Raw genomic sequence first — 14714 nt, 5'->3', positions numbered from 1 at the left:
AAATCCCTAAATTACAGCAACCATTCACTCTCTTCCACCTAGTGTGGAAGAGAGTTTTTCATGACTAGTTCTCTCCTAACATGGACAGAATGACTATATCCAAAGAAGGGGGTTAAACAATGACAAACCAACACGATTCCACAAACGAGCATGACATGACTTTGACAAATCGCCAAGGGCATCCAATTACTAACAATCAAAATATACGAACTGTCAGTAATCGAGGACCCGCAACCCTTGAAAACTATGATTTTATAGAAAAAATAAGTCACTTTGACCGTGAAAGAGTTCCTGAGCGTGTTGTTCATGCGCGGGGTGCAGGGGCACATGGCTATTTTGAGACATACGGTGTTGTCGGAGATGATCCTATTTCTAAGTATACAAGGGCAAAAGTATTTCAGGATAAGGGGAAGCAGACGCCTGTTTTTGTGCGCTTCTCAACAGTTATTCATGGTGGCCATTCACCAGAAACATTACGTGATCCACGAGGCTTTGCTGTTAAATTCTATACTGAGGATGGTAACTGGGATTTAGTTGGCAATAATTTAAAAATCTTCTTTATCCGCGATGCTATGAAATTCCCTGATATGATTCATGCCTTTAAACCTGATCCGATTACAAATATTCAGGACGTTGAACGCTTTTTTGATTTCTGTGCAAGCTCACCAGAATCCTTCCATATGGTGACATTCGTTTATTCGCCTTGGGGTATTCCCGCTAATTATCGAATGATGCAAGGCTCTGGTGTCAACACGTATAAATGGGTCAATAGTGAAGGCAAAGCCGTCCTTGTAAAGTATCATTGGGAACCTTTACAGGGTATTAAAAACTTAACCCAAAAAGAAGCAGAAGAAATCCAAAAGAAAAACTTCAATCATGCCACACAGGATTTATACGATGCCATTGAAAATGAGGATTACCCTGAGTGGGAGCTTAACGTTCAAATTATGGAGGATGGTCCACATCCCGAGCTCGATTTTGATCCATTAGATGATACGAAGCTTTGGCCTAATGATCAATTCCCGTGGTATCCAATTGGGAAGATGGTGTTAAATAAAAATCCAGAAGATTATTTTGCTGAGGTTGAACAGGCTACATTTGGAACAGGAGTGCTTGTGGACGGATTGGATTTCTCAGACGATAAAATGCTACAGGGGCGCACTTTCTCCTACTCTGACACACAGCGTCATCGTGTAGGTGCAAACTATTTACAACTTCCTATTAATGCTCCTAAAAAGCGAGTAGCTACCAATCAAAATGGTGGTCAAATGTTGTTTAAGCGAGATTTAGCTCCGGGGCAAAATCCTCATATTAACTATGAGCCTTCAATGTTAAATGGTTTAAAAGAGGCCACTCAGAAGGCTAAGGAACATACACCACATGTGGAAGGCAATCTCGTTCGTGAATCCATTGACCGCCAAAGCAATACGAAGCAAGCAGGCGAAACATATCGCAATTTTGAGCAATGGGAGCGTGAAGAACTGCTTGAAAATTTAATTCGTGATTTAGCTGTCTGTAATAAAGCCATTCAAGAAACAATGATTGCATTAGCAGAGGAAGCAGACGAGGAGTATGGTCGCTTGTTAAAAGAAGGATTACAAAAAGCTCAAAATAATTCGTCTTCATCAAAGCCACTTGGCAATATTGATGGTGATGAAGCCCCTAAAGATGCAGCAAATAAAGGGCATGATACAGAGCCTTATTAAAACCAAAAGAAAGCGCTCAGCACTATATAAAGTGCTAAGCGCTTCTTTCAATGCACACCAGGTAAAATCCTCAATGTCTTTTCCTGTGCATCTAATATAGCATCTACGCCTAATGGAATGGCTATATTCGTTGAATCATGACCAATTCTAAAGCCAGCTACAACCGGAACATCTAAATCCGCAAAATAATCCTTCATTAAAGTAAATAGAGCTGTTTCATCCGCTTCCGTTTGCGTAAAGGAACCGATCATAACACCAGCCAATTGCTCAAGCTTTCTCGCCTGTTTTAATTGCTGCAGCATCGCATCGATACTTGGAATAGTTTCTCCAAGCTCCTCAATCAATAAAATGCGCCCTTCCGTACGAACTTCAAATTTTGTCCCTAATGTGTTAACAAGGCGACGTAAATTCCCACCAATAATCTGACCGCGAGCAACACCAGGTGCAATCGTTGTTAATGGAGAAATATCCTCCGTATACTGTAATTCCATCGGTGAAAATAGCTGTAAAAACATTTTCTTTGATAAATCATCTATTCTTTTTACAGACATAAGTAACGGTCCATGAAAAGTCACCAAATTAGCATATTCGTTAATCGCGCAATGTAAATATGTAAGATCAGAGAAGCCCCAGAAGATTTTCGGATTTTCCTCAAGTAGTCCATAATCAATCTTCTCCGCAATTCGGGCAGAGCCATAGCCCCCCTTAACACAAAAAATAGCCTTCACCTCTGGATTTCTCACCATCTCATGAAAGTCGGCCAAACGCTCTTCATCACTACCTGCTAGGTAATCCTGCTTTGCCTGAATGGTATCCCCAATTATATAGTTTAGCCCCAGCTCTTCAAGAAAGGCTATAGCATCTCCTAGCTTTTCGGGCTGTGCTGGACTGGATAAAGCCACAAGACCAACTGTATCGCCCTTTTGTAAATGTGGTACGGTGCTTTTCACTCTAACCCCTCCTATAAAGTTTTTCTTATTCTAGCATATAGATTATATTGTAGCATTGATTATCTGAACTCAGGGTGAATGCTCCTCCCTTTTTACGTTCTATCCATAACTTTGACGGGGCTATCCACGATTTTGACGGTTCTATCCACGACTTAGACTGCTCCATCCGTCACCTTGGCTCTTTTTTCGCCTTTTCTTTCCACGATTTTGATTGCTCTATCCACGATTTTGTCTATTCTATCCGTCGCCCTCGCCTTTCCATCCGTCGCTTTGCCTCTTCTTTCCATCGCTCTCGCCTTTCCATCCGTCACTTCGGCTCTTCTTTCCGTCGCTCTAGTTTCCATCCGTCACTTCGGCCCTTCTTTCCGTCGCTCTCGCCTTTCTATCCGTCGCTTTGCCTCTTCTTTCCGCTTTGCCTTTTCTATCCATGATTTTGACGGTTCTATCCACGACTTAGACTGTTCTATCCGTCACTTCAACTCCTCTTTCCGTCGCTCTAGTTTCCATCCGTCGCCTTGGCTCTTCTTTCCGTTGTTCTGATGATTCTATCCGTCACCTTGGCTCCTTTTTCCGCTTTGCCTTTTCTTTCCACGCTTTCGATTGCTCTATCCAAGATTTTGTCTCTTCCATCCGTCGCTCTGATTTCTATCCACCGCTTGAGCTCTTCCATCCGTCACCTTGGCTCTACTATCCGTCACTTAATTTCAATATAAAAAAGCGTAGACTTCAAATAATAAAAAGTCTACGCTGAATTTCTATTTTGTTCCGCCGTAAATAATCGTTACATTTGGATGATTTAATAATTGGCTTGCCGGGAAATCTTCAGTGATGATACCACTTTTTAATTTTTCGATAGCCTCCAGTTTTTTTTCACCGAATGCAATTAGCACAATTTCCTTGGCATTCATGATAGATTGAATGCCCATTGTAATAGCATGTGTCGGTACATCCTTAAAATCATCAAAATAAATTGCATTTTCTGTGCGTGTAGATTCCGTTAACTCTACAATATTAGTTTTTGAATCGAAAGATGTGCCTGGTTCGTTAAAGCCAATATGTCCGTTCACGCCAATGCCTAGTAGCTGAAGATCAATGCCGCCCGCTTCTTTGATTCGAGCATCATAAGCTACACACTCTGCATCTAAATTCTCTGCCTTACCATTTGGTAAATGTATATTTTCTTCTTTAATATCTACATAATTGAATAGATTCTCATGCATAAATGTCCAATAACTAGCCGGACTCGATTGTTCAAGACCTACATATTCGTCTAAGTTAAAAGTAATCACGTCGTTAAAAGATATATTCCCAGCTTGTTGACGTTTCACTAATTCTTTATACATGCCTACGGGAGAACCACCCGTTGCTAATCCTAAAATACTTGTTGGTTTTGCTTGTAATTGTTTAGTGAAAATATCCGCTGCTACTTCGCTCATTTCATCGTATGAATTTACTTCTATCCATTTCATATCGCTTGTCATTCGTATACCTACCTTACAATCATTATTATTAACTATAATAACAGGAAATATTTCTCTTTATAATAGCTAATATTTTCATTTTACAAGTTATTTACCTACTTTTCTATTATTTTCTTTTTAATATTCACGTGTATTCTCAAGCCATTTCGGTTATGTTATTTAATAGAGGAAGTGAGGCGATTTTATGAATTCACAAATACAGCAATATTTAAAGCTAATTCAATTTCAAGGATCTTTAGAGCCATCTATTAAGCTACTTGGTCAGCTCCAAACAAGACATCTACATAGCATTCCTTATGAGAACCTAGATGTTGCCTTGAAACACGGCATCTCCTTCGCTATCCCTGACCTTTTTCAAAAAATTATTATTCAACAACGCGGAGGCAATTGCTTTGAGCTAAATATTTTATTTAGCTGGCTACTTCGCGAACTTGGCTTTTCTGTAACCAATCGCTATGCTCAGTTTTGGCGCAACAATGACGCAGATACGCCTATTGAGGATGTACCTATGCATCAGCTATTGCTTGTCAATTTCGATGGCCAATCATATATTTCAGATGTTGGCGTAGGCGCACTAGCTCCTTGTAAGCCAGTTCCACTTATAGCTGGGCATCAACATCGTGAAGGTAAAGAACTTTATAAAATTGAACGAGATGAAGCGAACGGCTGGATGCTGTACGAACTAACAAAGAATAATTGGCGTTTACTTTATAGTTTTTTTGATGATGCTAATGATGCAAAGTTTGCACCACGACTTTCTAAACAAGAAAATAAAATTGCTATGATTCGTACTCCTCGCGGTCGACATACAATGCTTAACAACGAATTTCGAATATACGAGGGGTACTCCTTAACAACTTATACTACTCATAGTGAAAAGGAATGGCGACAAGCACTTCATCGTTTTTTTCATATTTCACTAGACTAGTTCTCCATAACAAAAGCAAGTCTCCTCACTAATAGGAGACTTGCTTACATTTAAACGGCTGTACGATCAAGTAGCTCATAAACAACGACATCATTATAAAGCTCTTTGACTAAACCGATACCATCGACAAAGTAATATGTCCATACTCCACCACTGTAATAGTTCGTTTCTTCCAAAACAATAACATTATGATAATTGACACCACCTGCTTGAACAGTACCATTTGTTGCTTTTACAGTATTTCGGATTCCTGAAATTACCCCTCCTTCATCCTCATGCAAAATCACGCCAATCCTAAGAGGTAATCTTAAATATAAATCGTAATGTCCACTATACTCAGCGGCAAATCCTTGGCCATAAAACTCACCGTCGCTAAATAGCAGCTCATCTTTAAATACCTTATTTGATTTCAAATCTTTTACATTCCACACATCATTCTTTTCGTCATTGTGACTAAACTGATATTTTAATGTATATTGTTTTTTGTCATTTATTGAATAATACTTATACGTGTAGTCAAACGCCGTGTCTTTTAACAAATTCGCATTCGATAGCGTTAATGTACGGGCTAAAAATGCTGAAAAATGAGCTCGCGTTAAAGGTTTATTAGGCTTAAATGAACTATCATCATAGCCTCTTATTATATTATTATTGGCAATAGCAGAGATTTCCTTATAGCCCCTTGTCTTCTCTGTCACATCAGAAAAATAATAAGGTTCAGATCCCTTTAATTTAAATGCTCGTTGGAGTACAATCGCCATGTCCCCCCTTGAAAGAGTTGCACTCGGATTAAATTTCTGTGCCGAATCGAAAATGCCAGCATTTTGTACTGCCGCAATTTCTTTATAATAAGGATGTGTAGAAGGTACATCCTTATAGTTCGGATTTTTTACATTCGTTGTCTGTAACCCTAATGCACGTGTTAGCATAACAGCTACCTGTGATCTCGTTACATATGTATTCGGTTTAAATAGGTTATTCGGATAGCCATTAATAATTCTTTTTTCCACTAAGTAATCAATTTCCGTTATCAATGTATTATCCTTGGGTAAATCTTTGAAGCTTGCTGCATATGCGCCTTCAAGCGGTATTAACCAAACAGCTATTAATAGCGCACACACCATTTTCATCATTTGTTTCATGTCTTTCCCCCTCTTTCTCATTTATCATATACTTTTTAGATATTATTTCCAATCTAATTACAAAAAAAGCCTCCGCAATTGTTTGCAGAGACTTATTAAATAGATTATTTGTTTTGAATTAATCCGAAACCAAGCCCCGTTGGATCTACCATATAGGCAAGATAAAACTCATCGAACTCCATTTTGTCACGAACTATGATAGCACCATTTTGTTTAGCTTTGGAAATAGCTTCATCGATACAATCCACTTCAATTTGAATACGTGTTCCAAAAGGATAGTCATGTGGCCCCTTAGCAATACCACCGTTAATCCCTGCTTTACTATCATCCCGAGTTGTGACAGCCCAATATTGCCAATTAGGCGCAGCTACCTCCCAGCCAAAAACCTCGGCATAAAACTTAGCGGCTTTTTCAGGCTCCTGACTATTTAATTCAAACCCTATTACTCTCCCCATGTAATTCACCCTCCTAATTTTTGTATAATTTATAATTCAACAATTTGAGGATATTTCCTCCATTAGTTTCGTTCCATTAGGTTTAACAATTATCTGTACACAATTGTGAAAACTTAATGACTTAGGTATTTAACCATTAATTAAATAGTAAAATATTGTATAATAAGATTAGAACGACCGTTCAAATCATCGAAGGAGTAAATAAATGAATAAAAGACGTTATGATAGCGAGCAAGCAAAAGTTGAAATTATGGAACATGCGGTTAGTTTGTTTTCTCAAAAAGGCTATAATCAAACATCAGTAGGAGATATTTCAACCGCTTCTGGCTACAGCAAAGGACATATTTATTATCATTTTGAAAACAAAGAAAAGCTTTTTGTTCTTTTATCGCAACAAACAATGCAAGATTGGCACAACAAGTGGCTGCAAAAAGACTGTACCTACTCCACGGCAACAGAAAAATTATATGGCATGGCCATGCATGTTCTCTATCATTACCAAACACCTTTATTAAGATCGGGGCAAGAGCTAGCTTCCAATCCAAAATCGAGCCCAGAATCCGTGCAACAATTATACAATTTAGCGATTGTACCAATGAGTGCTTATCGCGCGATTCTTCAAGAAGGAATTGATAGAGGAGAATTTATTCATGGAAATATTGATGAATGGACAGTTCTACTAGGCACATGGCTAGGCGGGTTATGTCAGCTTACAAACACGCAGGAGCTGAAAGCACTTGAGCCACTCTTTAACCAAGCAATAACTATTTTTTTGAAGGAAATAAAAAAAGGTGGGATATAATTGAAAATTGCATGTATAGGAGACAGCTTAACGGAAGGTCGACCAGGGGTTTCATTTTTTAAACTACTAACAACAAGACATCCACATATCGAATTTGATAATCTCGGTAAACCAGGTGAAACAGTAAAAAGCTTACACAGTCGTTTAGAGAAATCGAAGCTAGCTACTAACTATGACCTCAGCTTTCTGTGGATTGGTGTCAACGATGTCTATGCTAAACTTTTAAAAGTGCAGGCACAGCCTGTTACAAAAGATCATCAAGAATTTAAAGATTACTATGTAAATTGTTTAGAAATGATTTTAGCAACCTCTAAACATGTAGTTTTAGTAACACCAGCTTTAATAGGAGAAACAATAAAAAACACTTCAAATAAGGAATTAAAAGAGCTGTCCTCCATTATTCAGTCCATTTCTTCTAAATATGCAAATGTTAGTTTTTTAAATATGCAAGAGGTATTTGAGCATCACTTGGAACAAGCTAATAGTTCGGATTATATGAACACCAATGTTATGCGTGTAATGCAAGATGTACTATTTTATAAAAATCCTTTGCGAATTGATCGATTGTCCAAAAAGAGAGGGCTACATTTAACGTTAGATGGCGTTCATTTAAATAGTAAAGGCGCAGAACTTGTCGTGGAAAAATACACAGATGTCATTGAACAGCTTCAATTGCAGGAAGCTACTGTCCATTCCGAGGGGTGATGAATATGAGAAAGGTTGCGATTGTTACTGGTGGTGTATCTGGTATCGGGAAGGCTATCTGCAAAGAGTTAGTAGGTCATAATGTATTTGTTATGATTGCAGATATCAACGAACGTGATGGACGTCTTTTAGAGGCAGAATTAAATAAAGACGCGTCAAATGCTCGATTTATTGAATTAAATGTAACCGATTACAAAAGTGTTGAACTTGTCATTTCCAATGTATATGAGGAATTTCAAAGATTAGATTACTTATTTAATAATGCTGGTATAGCTATGTATGGTGAAATTTATGATATGCCAATGGACGAATGGAAAAACATTGTGGATGTTAATTTATGGGGCGTTATATATGGTACTCAAGTTGGCTATCAAATCATGAAGGAACAAGGTTTTGGACATATCATCAATACATCCTCAGCAGCAGGGTTGGGGCCATCTCCTATGTCTGCGGCATATTCTACTACGAAGCATGCTGTTGTGGGCTTAACGACATCACTACATTATGAGGCTGAGGAATTTGGCATCAAGGTTAGTGCTCTATGTCCCACTTTTGTTGATACACCTATCTTTAAAAAAGCAACCGCTATTAATATCGATAAATCAGTGATGTCCAAACAATTGAAAACGCAAAAAATGATGTCTCCACAGCAACTAGCAAAAATCACTATTGCAGGCGTACACAAAAATAAGCCTATTATCTGTCCTATGCCAATGCGTAAAACAATGGATGTTATCTTTACAATTTTCCCTTCGTTGCACAGGGCATTAATGAGAATGGTCTGTAAAGTAAGTCGAAAAGCTCGATTAACCTAAACATTCTTCCAAATGGTAAAAAACCGCTATGCTTTTCTGCCGGCAAGGCACGAGCTGCATCAGGGCAAGAAATAGGATGGTGGACACGATGGCATATGTCTCCTCTGCTACATTTTCATTGACACTTCATCACAAAAGGAGTCTTGCGGTTTTTTACCTTTATATTAAGATAACTAAAACACTGAACCTGAATACCCCTTGTTAGAGACAAATAGCTCGTTATTTATACCCTCCATCATTTTTATAAATACCTAAAAGTAATATAATTAACCCTATAATAAAAATTAAAGGAGATAAATACATCATAGCCGATGTTGCCCAACTATTTTTAACTACTATTCCATACATAACGCCAATTACAAAAGATAAGAACGGTGCAAACGCTATCATTGTAATGATACCCCAAACGATGTAATTCCCTTTCTCAGACCTTCCTTCGGTGGTTAATTGGAATCCCGCTATTACACCAACTAATACGATCAATAAAGCAATGACAAACGCCATTTCAAATCACCTCCCTCTTTCCTTCTATAATATGCTTCATTAGTTTAGTGATTTGGTAACATAACACTAGGCTTATTAAAAATATCTATACATTGCGCCCGAACAGAGCGGAAATGGGATGACCCTGTTTCAATAAAAAACCACAACCATCAGTAACTATGGTTGTGGTTTTTACGATTCAATCTAAATGGCGTCTTATAAAATGACACCGTCGCTCATTTTAATAATACAATCTGTATAAGCAAGCATTTCTTCATCATGTGTCACCATTAAAGTAGTAATGTTTAACGTTTTAGTTAACTCTCTAATTAGTAACATAACTTCTTTTGATCTTTGTGAATCTAAGCTTGCTGTCGGTTCATCTGCGAATAGAACTTTCGGTTTATGAATGATTGCCCGGGCAATCGCAACACGTTGCTTCTCGCCGCCTGACAATGATTGAGGATATGCCATTTTTCGATGGTCCATTCCAACTAATTTTAGGATGCGATCAACTTCAATTTTTTGTTCCTGCTTCTTTAATTTTGATTCAGAAACATCTAGCATGAGCAGCAGTTGTTCCTCAACTGTAAGAAAAGGTACAAGGTGTGCGAACTGAAAAACAAACCCAAATTCACTTGCTCGTACTTTTCGAACTTCCTCAGAACTCATGCTGGACATATTTTTCCCCTCAAATATAACGTGCCCTTCTGACGCAGGCTGAAGCCCAGCAGCTATTGTCAGAAGTGTACTCTTACCAGATCCAGATGCACCAACCAGTGCTGTTATTTCCCCTTCATTTAAGGATAGATCTATCCCTTTAAGTATTTCTTCCTCTATCTCGCCATTCCTAAACGTTTTTCTAACTTCATCGATTTTAAATAAAGTCATATTAAGCCTCTCCTTGCTGTATCGCTTGTAATGGTTCAATTTTTCTAATTTGTAGTCCTGAAATTGTAGCCCCTATAAATCCAATGATTAAGAATACTATCGATAATTGCGTCGTTGTCACAATTGTTAAAGTGAAAGGCATCCCTTTTGGTGCTAGCAGATTAAATGCTTGGCTAAAGGTTACAGATAAAATAAGCGAAATGACTGTTATGATGGCCATTTGTGTCCATATCATTTTGAATAACTTACTTGTTTTCAAACCAATTGCTTTTAAAATTCCGTACAAACCAATTTTTTGAACGTTCATCATATAGAAGAAGATAGCAAACAGCATCCCACTAATGACTACTAAAAACCATACAATCATATTTAATGACATTTGTTCTGCGTTATAGCTTGGAATTGTATTTAGAAACGCTTTGTTTGAAAATGATTGTAATCCAGCAAATTGTGCTGAAGAATCGCCACCTGGTACGAAAATCATTTGCATTTCGTCAACACGGTAAATTTCTTTATAATCTTCTTCGTTAATATAAGCGACTGGCGCATGACTATATTTTTTTTGCTCAACAAATCCCTTTACTACAAACTTGCCACTAAATTGATTATTCGTTAATGTATCGCCTACTTTAATTCCCTTGTCTTTCAATGAGCTGTCTAATATGACTTCCTCATGTTTCACTTTTTCAAATAACTCTGAAGCGGTCGATGTAACAAAGGCAACGCTTTGCTGCTTATTGTCCGGATCATTTAAAAAGCCCATTTGTAGCGAAAAAGCTACTGCATCTTTTTCTTTGTTCAATATTTCATTTTGTGTACGGCTATCTATTTTTGACAGATTATAAGTTTGATCTGCATCTTCATTCATATAAAATTGCCCTTGCGGTAAATCCTTAATTAAAGCAGCATTATCTTGTGATAGCCCGTTCGCCAAACCAGAAATTATAAAAGTTAATAAACTAACTAGAAAAACAATTGAGCCTAATATTAAAAATCTTATTTTATTTTTCTTAATTTCTTTCCATGCAAGATTCATAGTGAACTCCTCCATTCCTTTTTACATCCTTAGCATAAAATCCTTAAATGAACGGAAGATGAACTAATCATTAAAAATGCGAGTTTTTAGTAAAAAAGCACATAAACCTTTTCTTTTTTAGGTTTATGTGCTGATTGAAGGATTATTGTCCATCTAAACGAATGACAGCTTTTTTATGATACTTCGGCGTTTCCTCTAACTTTGATTCGTACAAAATCACTTCTTCTACTAGAAACTTTGGAAGCTGAAAATTTTCTTCAAACAATGCTTCGAACGGAAACTTCCCGTATCCTTCATCCCATTTTCTTGCAACCGTTATATGTGGTTTAAAGGGCTTCTTATCTAATTCAAATCCAACCTTCATACAATCACGGTATACTATTTCTCTCACAAAATTTAATGGCTTCGATTCGAGCAAATCAACCCATAAAATTCTTGGATATTCTTTTCTTCCAAAAGTATTGAACCCGTAAATGTTCAATTCGAATGGTGAAACATTCATAAGATTTTTCCTCGTTTCATCCATTACAGCCTGTAATTGCTCTTCATCCGCATTACCTAAAAAAGCCAAAGTGATGTGATAATCTTCCTGATGAACCCAGCGTTTAAAATGGAAATCTGTCTTCATTTTTTCACATCTCTCTTTAAGAGCAGCTTTAATGTCTGAAGGAAGTGGCACTGCAATAAAAAAATGTCTGTTCATACTCATACCCTCTCTATTCATCGTAAATGCTACTTATCAGAAATTATGTCTTTTCCTTCTTTAATTTAATCACGTTAAAGCAGTAATAACCCATTTTGCTTTTTGACAAACAAAAAAAGACTCCAACATAATTGTTGAAATCTTATTATTTTAGGATACTAGTGGCGATGATCGGCTAAGTCTCTACATTTATACTTAATTAAAAAGCTCTTTGCACTGACCAGCCTTTGTACTTTCCGTTATACTTCTTTGCATACAAAGACATAAGTTCTGTCTGGTAATCAATAAGTGCCAAAGCTTCAGTTTTTATGGCTTCAAGAATACTGTAATCATTATATCTATGATCAACTTCAATGATAAATCCTGTTTGTTCTATCTCTTTCACACATTCTTCTATAGTTTTTTTTGGTATTTCAAGCTGATGCGTAATTTCACAAGTATTGTCTTCATATAAATTAATTCCTGTTTCCTTTACCCTCGATCTATTGATTTGTAGTCTATTTTCCATTTCTATCGATGTCTCAGAGTAATTAAATAATCCTTCTTCAAAAATATGATCTATTTTAATACGATTATAGTCTAAAATCCAATTTCTATATTTACGATATAAAGGCAATAGATTTTCTTTGTCTAAGCTATAAACATCACACCCACGGTCATCATACATGTGCAACAAAGTACTATTTGTTAAATTCAGTAAATAGATACTTCCTTCTATTCTTGGTTTTCTGCTACCAAAATCAGTATTACTTATCGCTTGAAAAAGATAACCTAAACGAATATCTTCCTTTTTTAGCTTTAAACTGTATTGAGTTGTTTTCATTTCAGTATCTTCTTCATCATACTCATAAAGTACTGTTTTACAATTTAATCCATATATTAATTTTTTATTTTTAAGAAAACGTTGTATATTAACTAACTCATTTCCTCTATATTTAATAGGCGTATGAATTGAAGCAATTAATTGAATGGTATCATTCTTATGAAAAAGAAAGTCAAAAATAGATAATACACGATTATAAATTTCTTTAAAATATTTCTCTCCTTTTAATTCGATAAGTCCTAATTCAAAACGAATCCAATACTTTGGATTTTTTCTCAATTGATTAAATAGTTCCATCTTTAAGCTCCTCTATTTATGCTTGAAATCAATCTCCTTATACAGACCCTTCTCTACTTTAGCGAAATACCAACTTACTTTTAAAAGAGCATCAATCTCTTTTTGATCAGTGACCTTATTTAGTTGAAGAATTATTTCAATATGTAGCTAAGTTTGATTAGCCTTTCTTTTATCTTCTTTTCGCTTTTTTGATTCTTTTACATAATTAATATAGTTCCCTGTTCCTTCTATTACTGAAACTGCAATGATGGCCCATTCTAGTAGATTAACATCTCTTAGCGATTCCTTTCCATAGAATAATGTAACACTAGCAATAAACCCATAGAGAAGGGCTTTAGAAAAATACTCCCAAATAGGTGAATAATTATCCATATCAATTTTCCCGTATATTTTGTCTATTAAGAATGCAATTCCTAAAATTATAATTACGGTTATAATAATTGCCGTCATAGTCCGCCTCCCCAAAAATTATTTTAAAAATGCTTCATTATATAATTTCTTCGAAAATATCTTTAATCCTTTATGCAAAGAAAAAGAACGAATCCACTACTGGAAATCAGTTCTTTTATCATTCATACGTTGAAAAGCACGCTTAATTTAAGATTAGTCAGCTAGTTCAAGCTACGCACAGCATTCACAAATGTGTAGAGTGTGATTGACAACATATGAGATGTTAGTAGTTTACAATTCTTGGGCATCTCTCGTCACCCATCATTTATTCGACAATCTCATCGGCAGTTAGTGCTGTAGCTCCTTCATCTGTAGTTACATATGAAGTTTTGTAGCGATTTTTAATTCTTCTTCTGACAGCACTGTTCTCCTTTTGCTCATTGCACACTATTTGAATTGATTTTGTAGTGTAAAGGAAAACAAAAAAGACTCCACACAATTAAGTGTGAAGCCTTTATATGTAGCATGCTATTGCTAGTTTTAGATACCGGTGGTCGGGGTCGAACCGACACTCCAAAGGAACACGATTTTGAGTCGTGCGCGTCTGCCAATTCCGCCACACCGGCACAATGGAGATAAAAAAAATCGGAAAATCCGATTAAGAAATAAATTATGGAGGCGGCAACCGGATTTGAACCGGTGATAAAGGTGTTGCAGACCTGTGCCTTACCACTTGGCTATGCCGCCATAATATTTGAAGCGGAAGACGAGGTTCGAACTCGCGACCCCCACCTTGGCAAGGTGGTGTTCTACCACTGAACTACTTCCGCAAAAAATGGCTGGGGTACTAGGATTCGAACCTAGGCATGACGGAATCAAAATCCGTTGCCTTACCGCTTGGCTATACCCCAACTATAAAATGGGGCGACTGATGGGAATCGAACCCACGAATGCCGGAACCACAATCCGGTGCGTTAACCACTTCGCCACAATCGCCATTGTATTATTGTATTTATTAATTTTAATGTAGATGGGGCGACTGATGGGAATCGAACCCACGAATGCCGGAACCACAATCCGGTGCGTTAACCACTTCGCCACAATCGC

16 protein-coding genes and 6 tRNA genes are annotated in these 14714 nt (G+C 36.9%); 5 read left to right on the top strand and 17 right to left on the bottom strand.

Features of this window, described 5'->3' with window-relative positions; translation table 11 throughout:
* Positions 1 to 119 precede the first annotated feature (119 nt).
* Entirely contained in the window at positions 120 to 1706 is a 1587-nt protein-coding gene (locus MOK21_RS22055; protein WP_249076093.1) for a catalase, read from the top strand.
* A 47-nt stretch (positions 1707 to 1753) separates the two neighbouring features.
* On the opposite strand, the gene MOK21_RS22050 is transcribed toward MOK21_RS22055, so the two are convergent.
* From MOK21_RS22050 to nagB, 3 genes are all read right to left on the bottom strand, one after another.
* Positions 1754 to 2656 (bottom strand): S66 peptidase family protein, encoded by a 903-nt coding sequence (locus MOK21_RS22050; RefSeq protein WP_249076092.1) that lies wholly within the window; start codon positions 2654 to 2656, stop codon positions 1754 to 1756.
* A gap of 152 nt (positions 2657 to 2808) precedes the next feature.
* Positions 2809 to 3000 carry a hypothetical protein gene (locus MOK21_RS22045; protein WP_249076091.1) on the bottom strand — a complete coding sequence of 64 codons (192 nt, stop codon included), beginning with the start codon at positions 2998 to 3000 and terminating at the stop codon, positions 2809 to 2811.
* 411 nt (positions 3001 to 3411) lie between these two features.
* Complete coding sequence (nagB, locus tag MOK21_RS22040) at positions 3412 to 4125, bottom strand: glucosamine-6-phosphate deaminase (RefSeq protein WP_249076123.1); 714 nt, start codon at positions 4123 to 4125, stop codon at positions 3412 to 3414.
* 196 nt (positions 4126 to 4321) lie between these two features.
* On the opposite strand from nagB, the gene MOK21_RS22035 reads away from it, so the two are divergent.
* Complete coding sequence (locus MOK21_RS22035) at positions 4322 to 5065, top strand: arylamine N-acetyltransferase family protein (RefSeq protein ID WP_249076090.1); 744 nt, start codon at positions 4322 to 4324, stop codon at positions 5063 to 5065.
* Positions 5066 to 5115: 50 nt separating this feature from the next.
* Here the strand turns inward: MOK21_RS22035 and MOK21_RS22030 are convergent, their stop codons facing one another.
* Complete coding sequence (locus tag MOK21_RS22030; RefSeq protein WP_249076089.1) at positions 5116 to 6207, bottom strand: S-layer homology domain-containing protein; 1092 nt, start codon at positions 6205 to 6207, stop codon at positions 5116 to 5118.
* A 104-nt stretch (positions 6208 to 6311) separates the two neighbouring features.
* Complete coding sequence (locus MOK21_RS22025) at positions 6312 to 6662, bottom strand: VOC family protein (RefSeq protein ID WP_249076088.1); 351 nt, start codon at positions 6660 to 6662, stop codon at positions 6312 to 6314.
* A 205-nt stretch (positions 6663 to 6867) separates the two neighbouring features.
* Between MOK21_RS22025 and MOK21_RS22020 the strand changes: the two genes are divergently transcribed.
* The 3 genes from MOK21_RS22020 to MOK21_RS22010 are packed head-to-tail and all read left to right on the top strand — an operon-like array spanning position 6868 to position 8984.
* Complete coding sequence (locus tag MOK21_RS22020; RefSeq protein ID WP_249076087.1) at positions 6868 to 7464, top strand: TetR/AcrR family transcriptional regulator; 597 nt, start codon at positions 6868 to 6870, stop codon at positions 7462 to 7464.
* Positions 7465 to 8169 carry an SGNH/GDSL hydrolase family protein gene (locus tag MOK21_RS22015; protein WP_249076086.1) on the top strand — a complete coding sequence of 235 codons (705 nt, stop codon included), beginning with the start codon at positions 7465 to 7467 and terminating at the stop codon, positions 8167 to 8169. It abuts the gene before it with no gap.
* On the top strand, positions 8169 to 8984 hold the full coding sequence (locus MOK21_RS22010) for an SDR family NAD(P)-dependent oxidoreductase (RefSeq protein ID WP_249076085.1): 816 nt from the start codon (positions 8169 to 8171) through the stop codon (positions 8982 to 8984). Before MOK21_RS22015 ends, MOK21_RS22010 begins: the two co-directional genes overlap by 1 nt.
* Positions 8985 to 9203: 219 nt before the next feature.
* Here the strand turns inward: MOK21_RS22010 and MOK21_RS22005 are convergent, their stop codons facing one another.
* From MOK21_RS22005 to MOK21_RS21950, 12 genes are all read right to left on the bottom strand, one after another.
* A complete protein-coding gene (locus tag MOK21_RS22005; protein ID WP_249076084.1) occupies positions 9204 to 9488 on the bottom strand; it encodes a hypothetical protein in 285 nt (94 codons plus the stop codon).
* Positions 9489 to 9683: 195 nt separating this feature from the next.
* The gene (locus MOK21_RS22000) at positions 9684 to 10358 is read right to left on the bottom strand and encodes an ABC transporter ATP-binding protein (RefSeq protein WP_249076083.1); all 675 of its coding nucleotides are present in this window, start codon (positions 10356 to 10358) and stop codon (positions 9684 to 9686) included.
* A gap of 1 nt (position 10359) precedes the next feature.
* The gene (locus MOK21_RS21995) at positions 10360 to 11394 is read right to left on the bottom strand and encodes an ABC transporter permease (protein ID WP_249076082.1); all 1035 of its coding nucleotides are present in this window, start codon (positions 11392 to 11394) and stop codon (positions 10360 to 10362) included.
* A gap of 142 nt (positions 11395 to 11536) precedes the next feature.
* On the bottom strand, positions 11537 to 12097 hold the full coding sequence (thpR, locus tag MOK21_RS21990) for an RNA 2',3'-cyclic phosphodiesterase (RefSeq protein ID WP_249076081.1): 561 nt from the start codon (positions 12095 to 12097) through the stop codon (positions 11537 to 11539).
* A 199-nt stretch (positions 12098 to 12296) separates the two neighbouring features.
* Positions 12297 to 13217: a DUF3885 domain-containing protein gene (locus tag MOK21_RS21985; RefSeq protein ID WP_249076080.1), complete on the bottom strand. Its 921-nt coding sequence runs from the start codon at positions 13215 to 13217 to the stop codon at positions 12297 to 12299.
* Positions 13218 to 13364: 147 nt separating this feature from the next.
* Positions 13365 to 13667: a hypothetical protein gene (locus tag MOK21_RS21980; protein WP_249076079.1), complete on the bottom strand. Its 303-nt coding sequence runs from the start codon at positions 13665 to 13667 to the stop codon at positions 13365 to 13367.
* A 485-nt stretch (positions 13668 to 14152) separates the two neighbouring features.
* Positions 14153 to 14233 (bottom strand) — tRNA-Leu (locus MOK21_RS21975).
* Between the two features lie 47 nt (positions 14234 to 14280).
* A tRNA-Cys gene (locus MOK21_RS21970) sits at positions 14281 to 14354 on the bottom strand.
* 11 nt (positions 14355 to 14365) lie between these two features.
* Positions 14366 to 14437 (bottom strand) — tRNA-Gly (locus MOK21_RS21965).
* 6 nt (positions 14438 to 14443) lie between these two features.
* Positions 14444 to 14518: transfer RNA gene (locus MOK21_RS21960), tRNA-Gln, on the bottom strand.
* Between the two features lie 9 nt (positions 14519 to 14527).
* Positions 14528 to 14603: transfer RNA gene (locus MOK21_RS21955), tRNA-His, on the bottom strand.
* Positions 14604 to 14638: 35 nt separating this feature from the next.
* Positions 14639 to 14714 (bottom strand) — tRNA-His (locus MOK21_RS21950).

Origin of the sequence: Lysinibacillus sp. BPa_S21 (assembly GCF_023337795.1) — a bacterium.
In the GTDB taxonomy this organism is placed as follows: Bacteria; Bacillota; Bacilli; order Bacillales_A; family Planococcaceae; genus Lysinibacillus.
Note: the sequence above shows the minus strand (reverse complement) of the source record. Positions and strands in the feature narration are given on the sequence as shown.